Origin of the sequence: Pseudolysinimonas sp., assembly GCF_031389465.1 — a bacterium.
GTDB lineage: Bacteria > Actinomycetota > Actinomycetes > Actinomycetales > Microbacteriaceae > Pseudolysinimonas_A.
The window spans coordinates 1-5,804 of the sequence record NZ_JANMSQ010000194.1 but is presented as its reverse complement, the minus strand read 5'-3'; the positions used below and the strand labels follow the sequence as shown (position 1 = coordinate 5,804).

Below are 5,804 nucleotides of genomic sequence, written 5' to 3'. Positions count from 1 at the left end.
GGTGGCGCGAATCGCGGCACCGAGACCGGCGGAGCTGCCCGACGACTCGATCGCGATGTCGACATCGAGGGCCTCGATCGCTGCCGAGTCGTCGGCGGCCAGCGCACGGGTCGCGCCGAGGGCGAGTGCGCGTTCGCGCGGGGCCTCGAACACATCGGTCACAACGACCTCGGCGACTCCGTGGTGCACGAGTACGGCGACGATCAACGCACCGATCGGGCCGGCCCCGACGACGAGCACCCGCTTTTCGCGGACATCGCCGGCTCGGGCGACCGCGTGCCAGGCGACGCTGAGCGGCTCGATCAACGCGGCAGCGCGCGGGTCGAGGGAGTCGGGAATCGGCCGCAGCATCCGGGTCGGCAACGCGACCAGGTCGGCGAACGCGCCGGCTTGGTGGGGGCGCAGCGCTGCGCTGCCGAGGTAGGTGCCCTCCGTCGCGGGATGTACGGCGACCCGCTCACCGGCGGCGGGGCCGGAGCCGTCGGCCGCCACGCTGCTCACGCGACCGACGACCTCGTGGCCGAGCACGAGCGGGTCGTGGAGGATCGACTCCCCCGCCGCACCGTGCAGCCAGTAGTGCAGGTCAGATCCGCAGATGCCGCCTAGCTCGATGGCGACGAGCGCCTCGTCGGGAGCGGGGGTCGGCGTGGGGATCTGGTCGACCCGGATGTCACCGCGAGCATGCACCACGACCGCGCGGGTTCCTGCGCTCTTGTTCATGATCACCTCGCAACTCCGTTGTCGCGCCCGATTGGGCTGATCAGGAACGTACCAGGTGCTGAACTGCGTTCATCAGGTTGAACAACCGAGTCCTGCGGATGGCTCTAGAGCGGGTGGTGGGCGATCGTGCGGGCCACCGTGACGACCTCGGCGCCGATGCGCGCGATCTCTTCGTCGGTCGGCGTCGCGGCGATGAGCGACACCCCGACCGCGAACGCCGACACTCGAGGATCCGAACTCGCGACTCCGGCCGCGATGCCGATCACCGCCTGGTGCACACCGCCCCGATCGACCGCATAGCCGCGGGCGCGCACCTGCGCGAGCTTGCCCAACAGCTCCGCGAGGTCCTTGGTGCTGTTCTCGGTGCGCGGCTCGAAGCGCCCGTGGTCGAGGTAGCGCATGCGCACCTCTTCGTCGGCATAGAGAGCGAGAAGTGCGTTGCCGACCGCCGTGAGCGCGGCCGGCAGCCGATCGCCGACGCGCGCCGAGAGCAGCAACGGGGCGCGCCCTTCGTGGCGAGCGAGGTACAGAACGTCGGTGCCCTCGAGCACCGCGATCTGCACCAGTTCGTGCGACAGGGTCGGCGACTCGGTGCAGGCCAGGTAGAACTCCCGCACCTGGTCGAACGACGAGAGATACGAGCCGCCGAGTTCGACGACCCGGCGGCCGAGCTCGTACCCGCGCCCCCGCCGTTGGATCAGGCGTCCGGCTTCGAGCGCGGTGCAGACGTTGAGAGTTGAGGACTTCGCGGCGCCGATTTCTCGCGCGATGTCGCTGAGAGGGATGGCCTCGCGGGGGTTTCGTGCGAGATAGTCGAGCACGGCGATCGCACGCGTGACCGCCGTGGCGGTTCGCCGGTCCACCGGGTCGTCGGGACTGTTCGTCATTACGCGGCCTCCTCGTCGTGCGTGATGCCGATCATAGTTCACGATACTGAACGCTGTTCTGCTGGCTGTACATCTGTAGGATGACGTCCATGTCACAAGGAAGTGCGCATCCCGACGCCCTCCGAGTCGGAATCGTCGGACTCGGAACCATGGGTGCGCCCATGGCGCGCAACGTGCTGGCTGCCGGGCTCGACGTCAGCGTGCTCCACCACTCCCGCGAGCGAGTTGCCGACCTGCTCGATGCCGGTGCCCACTGGCGACCCACCGGCCGAGAACTCGCGGAACACTCCGACGTGCTCATCTCGATGCTCCCCGACCTTCCCGACCTCGAGACCGTACTGAGCGGACCCGACGGAATCGTCGCCGGCGCTGGCAACGGGCTCGTGCTCGTGATCTGCTCCACCAGCTCGGCCGAAGGCATCCGCGCCCTCGCCACGCGTCTCGACGCCGAGTCCGGTGGCCGCATCCGGGTCATCGACAGTCCGGTGAGCGGCGGCGAAGAGGGCGCCAAGGCCGGAACGCTGTCGCTCTTCGTGGGCGGCGATCCCGACGCCGTCGCGGCGGCTCGTCCAGCTCTCGCTCCCACCGGCGTCGTCCACCACCTCGGCCCGCTCGGCTCGGGTGCCGTCGCGAAATTCTGTAACCAGATGATCGTCGCGGCCACCGTGCATTCGCTCGGCGAAGCATCCGTCATCGCCGACCGCAGCGGACTCGACCTCGCCGCGTTCTTCGAAGCTCTGGGCGGCGGCTACGCGTGGAGCCGGGTACTCGAGACGCGCGGACCCCGCATGGTCGCCGACGACTATCACCCGTCAGGCGCCGCCAAGTACATGATCAAAGACCTCGGATTCGCCGAAGAGGAAGCCCTGCACACGGGAGTGGACGCGCGCCAGCTAGCCTTCCTTTCGTCGGCTTTCCGGGATCTGCGGGATCGTGGATACGGCGACAACGACATCTCCGTCACCCGCGCCTACGTGCGCGACCTCAGCTCGGATTCAAAGGACCACGCTCGATGACCTCTGCCACCGCCAATATCGGAGTCGTCGGCCTCGCCGTCATGGGCTCCAACCTCGCCCGCAACCTCGCCAGCCGCGAGGGAAACACCGTCGCGATCTACAACCGCTCGCCCGAGAAGACCGACACGCTCGTAGCCGCGCATCCGGAGGCCGGCTTCGTCGCGACGACGTCGTACGCCGAGTTCGCCGCAGCCCTGCAGAAGCCGCGTGCGGCGCTCATCATGGTGCAGGCCGGCAAGGGCACGGATGCCGTCATCGACGAGCTGGTGAAGGTGTTCGAGCCGGGCGACATCATCGTCGACGGCGGCAACGCCCTGTTCACCGACACCATCCGCCGCGAACAGGCCGTGCGCGCGACGGGCATCAACTTCGTCGGCGCCGGTATCTCCGGCGGCGAAGAGGGCGCGCTCAACGGCCCGTCGATCATGCCCGGCGGATCCGACGAGTCGTGGGTGACGCTCGGCCCGATCCTGAAGTCCATCGCCGCCGTCGCCGAAGGTGAGCCGTGCGTCACCCACGTCGGCCACGACGGCGCTGGCCACTTCGTGAAGATGATCCACAACGGCATCGAGTACGCCGACATGCAGCTGATTGCCGAGGCGTACGATCTCATCCGCCGCGGCACGGGTAAGACCCCGACCGAGATCGCCGACATCTTCGCCCAGTGGAACGCGGGCGAACTCGAGTCGTACCTCATCGAAATCACCGCCGAGGTGTTGCGCCAGGTCGACTCGTCGACGGGGAAACCGCTCGTCGATGTCATCCTCGACCAGGCGGGCTCGAAAGGCACCGGCGTCTGGACCGTGCAGACCGCCCTCGACCTCGGCATCCCGGTCTCGGGAATCGCCGAAGCCGTGTTCGCTCGGTCGCTCTCGTCGAAGCCGCTGCAGCGCGCCGCGGCCGGCAACCTGCCCGGCCCCGACGTGCACGCCGTCGCGGATGCCGACGCCTTCATCGAGGACGTGCGGCAAGCGCTCTACGCCTCCAAGATCATCGCCTACAGCCAAGGTTTCGACGCCATCGTCGCCGGCGCCGAACAGTACGGCTGGGACATCCAGAAGGGCGAGATCGCGAAGATCTGGCGCGGCGGCTGCATCATCCGCGCGCAGTTCCTCAACCGCATCACCGAGAGCTACGCCGACGACCCCGGACTCGTGAGCCTCGTCACCGCACCGTTCTTCCGGGGCGTCGTCACCCGAACCCACGACGCCTGGCGCCGGGTCGTCGCCGCAGCGGCCGTCTCGGGCATCCCGGCTCCCGCGTTCTCGTCGTCGCTGTCGTACTACGACGGTTTGCGCGCCCAACGGCTCCCCGCCGCTCTCGTGCAAGGACAACGCGACTTCTTCGGCGCCCACACCTACCAGCGAGTCGACCGCGACGGGACGTTCCACACCTTGTGGAGCGGCGACCGCAGCGAGGTTTCGGCGGTCGACGCGCATTGAACGGCGGTTAGCGGTAACAGATCGCCGCGAACGGCTCCCCCGTGGGGCTGCCGGGAATCGGCGGCTGGGCGAGACCGGACGGGCTTCCGGCGAACGGGTGGTTGAGTAGAGGGGATGTCGCACGACGAAGACCCCCCGGAACTGCGCGGCTACGTGCCGAACGACGACCGGCCGCTGCGGCATCCGCTCACGCTCCGGGTCATGCGCATCGTGATCGTGCTGGGCGTCATCGGGCTGGTCGTGCCGGGTCTGTACGCGACGATCGCGCTGCAGGCCCGTACGGCCGAGGCGATCTGCGCGCGCGCGGTGAGCTCGGGCACAATCGACGCCGACCCGGTGGCGCGGTTCGAGCTTTTCGGTCCTGGCGGCCCGTCCTGGTACTGCTACGCCCGAGAGTTCGGTGGCCGCGAGGTGCTCATCGGGTCGCTCGGCCTCATCCCGGGATGATCCTTTCCCGGGATCCCGGGTTCTCGGGTTCTGCCCAGGGTCTCGTCAGAACCGTCTGTTAGCCTCCCCGGCGGATGTCTTCTGAAACGAAACTGCGTTCCCGCCCCGTCGACCGCCGTGCCCTAGGTGCGGCGGCGGGTCTGTCTATCCTTCTCGGCGGGATGACGCTGTACCCGCTCGCCGCCGGACCGTCGCTCGCCGAACAGCGCGCCGAGTACGCCGCGATGTATGCCCAAGACTTCGAGCTGCCCGCGTCGCTCGCCGTCACGGCCGCCGAGAGCAGTGCGGCCCTCACGCGCGACGCCTTCGGTTCGACGCCAGGCCCCGAGACCTTCATCGCGGGCGGCACCAACCACGACTGGGCGAAGCTCGTGCTGCTCTACGCCGGCTGGCCGATCAGCGACAACAACGTCACCGTGATCACCCGCTGGATGCGTCAAGAGAACTACGTCGACGCCTGGTGGACCCGCAACAATCCGCTCAATATCGGGATGGGCGGGTTCGCCTCGTACTCGAGTCTCCAGGAGTCGGCCCGCGTCGTCGCCAAGGCTCTGACGACGAGCGGCGGCTACCGCGAGATCGCGGCGGCGTTCGCGGCAAGCGCCGACCCTGCCGTGACCGAAAACGCGATCTGGGCCTCCCCGTGGGCAGGCGGCCACTACGCGTGGGGCGCTCACTGGCACTACTCGGACGTCGAGGTTGTGACGGCACCTGCTGGCGCCTGGGGTCGCTAGGTCTCGACACGCCGCTGTGCGGCTACTCGACCTCCGAGGTCAAGCAGCGCCGTCGAACATTGACGTCACGGAACCGTCGTCGAACACCTCGTGGATGGCACGGGCAAGGAGCGGCGCGATCGGCAGCACGGTGAGGCGATCCCAGCGCTTTTCGTCGGGAATCGGCAGGGTGTCGGTGACGACGACGGAGTCGATGAACTCGCTCTGGAGGATCTCGACGGCGGGGTCGGAGAAGATTGCATGCGTCGCCGCGACGACGACGCCGAGCGCACCTTGTTTCTTCAGGGCCTCGGCCGCTTTGACGATGGTGCGTCCGGTGTCGATCATGTCGTCGACGAGTAGGCACACCCGACCCTCGACCTCACCGACGATTTCGTGCACGCTGACCTGATTGGCGACCCGCGGGTCACGGCGCTTGTGGATGATCGCGAGCGGGGCGCCGAGCTTGTCGCTCCAGATGTCGGCGACGCGCACCCGGCCCATGTCGGGGCTCACGACGGTGAGGGTCGCGGGTTCGAGTTTCGATCTGAAGTGCTCGAGCAGCACGGGCATCGCGAA

The 5,804-nt window shown here is 68.4% G+C and carries 7 protein-coding genes; 4 read left to right on the top strand and 3 right to left on the bottom strand.

Annotated elements, in window-relative coordinates:
- Both RMO30_RS07835 and RMO30_RS07830 read right to left on the bottom strand, forming a co-directional pair.
- Nucleotides 1-720, bottom strand: a 720-nt coding sequence (locus RMO30_RS07835) for an alcohol dehydrogenase catalytic domain-containing protein (protein ID WP_309711617.1), incomplete at its 3' end; no start/stop codon positions are given.
- Between the two features lie 104 nt (nucleotides 721-824).
- A complete protein-coding gene (locus RMO30_RS07830) occupies nucleotides 825-1,607 on the bottom strand; it encodes an IclR family transcriptional regulator (RefSeq protein WP_309711615.1) in 783 nt (260 codons plus the stop codon).
- A gap of 89 nt (nucleotides 1,608-1,696) precedes the next feature.
- Here RMO30_RS07830 and RMO30_RS07825 point away from each other — a divergent pair, with 89 nt between their 5' ends.
- The 4 genes from RMO30_RS07825 to RMO30_RS07810 all read left to right on the top strand — a co-directional run bounded on the left by RMO30_RS07825 (nucleotide 1,697) and on the right by RMO30_RS07810 (nucleotide 5,246).
- Complete coding sequence (locus RMO30_RS07825) at nucleotides 1,697-2,623, top strand: NAD(P)-dependent oxidoreductase (RefSeq protein ID WP_309711612.1); 927 nt, start codon at nucleotides 1,697-1,699, stop codon at nucleotides 2,621-2,623.
- Nucleotides 2,620-4,065 (top strand): NADP-dependent phosphogluconate dehydrogenase, encoded by a 1,446-nt coding sequence (gndA, locus tag RMO30_RS07820; protein ID WP_309711609.1) that lies wholly within the window; start codon nucleotides 2,620-2,622, stop codon nucleotides 4,063-4,065. The genes RMO30_RS07825 and gndA overlap by 4 nt, the downstream gene beginning before the upstream one ends.
- Nucleotides 4,066-4,179: 114 nt before the next feature.
- On the top strand, nucleotides 4,180-4,512 hold the full coding sequence (locus RMO30_RS07815) for a hypothetical protein (protein WP_309711606.1): 333 nt from the start codon (nucleotides 4,180-4,182) through the stop codon (nucleotides 4,510-4,512).
- Between the two features lie 74 nt (nucleotides 4,513-4,586).
- Nucleotides 4,587-5,246 (top strand): hypothetical protein, encoded by a 660-nt coding sequence (locus RMO30_RS07810; protein WP_309711603.1) that lies wholly within the window; start codon nucleotides 4,587-4,589, stop codon nucleotides 5,244-5,246.
- A gap of 39 nt (nucleotides 5,247-5,285) precedes the next feature.
- On the opposite strand, the gene prs is transcribed toward RMO30_RS07810, so the two are convergent.
- On the bottom strand, nucleotides 5,286-5,804 hold a 519-nt coding region (gene prs, locus RMO30_RS07805), incomplete at its 5' end, for a ribose-phosphate diphosphokinase (RefSeq protein ID WP_309711600.1).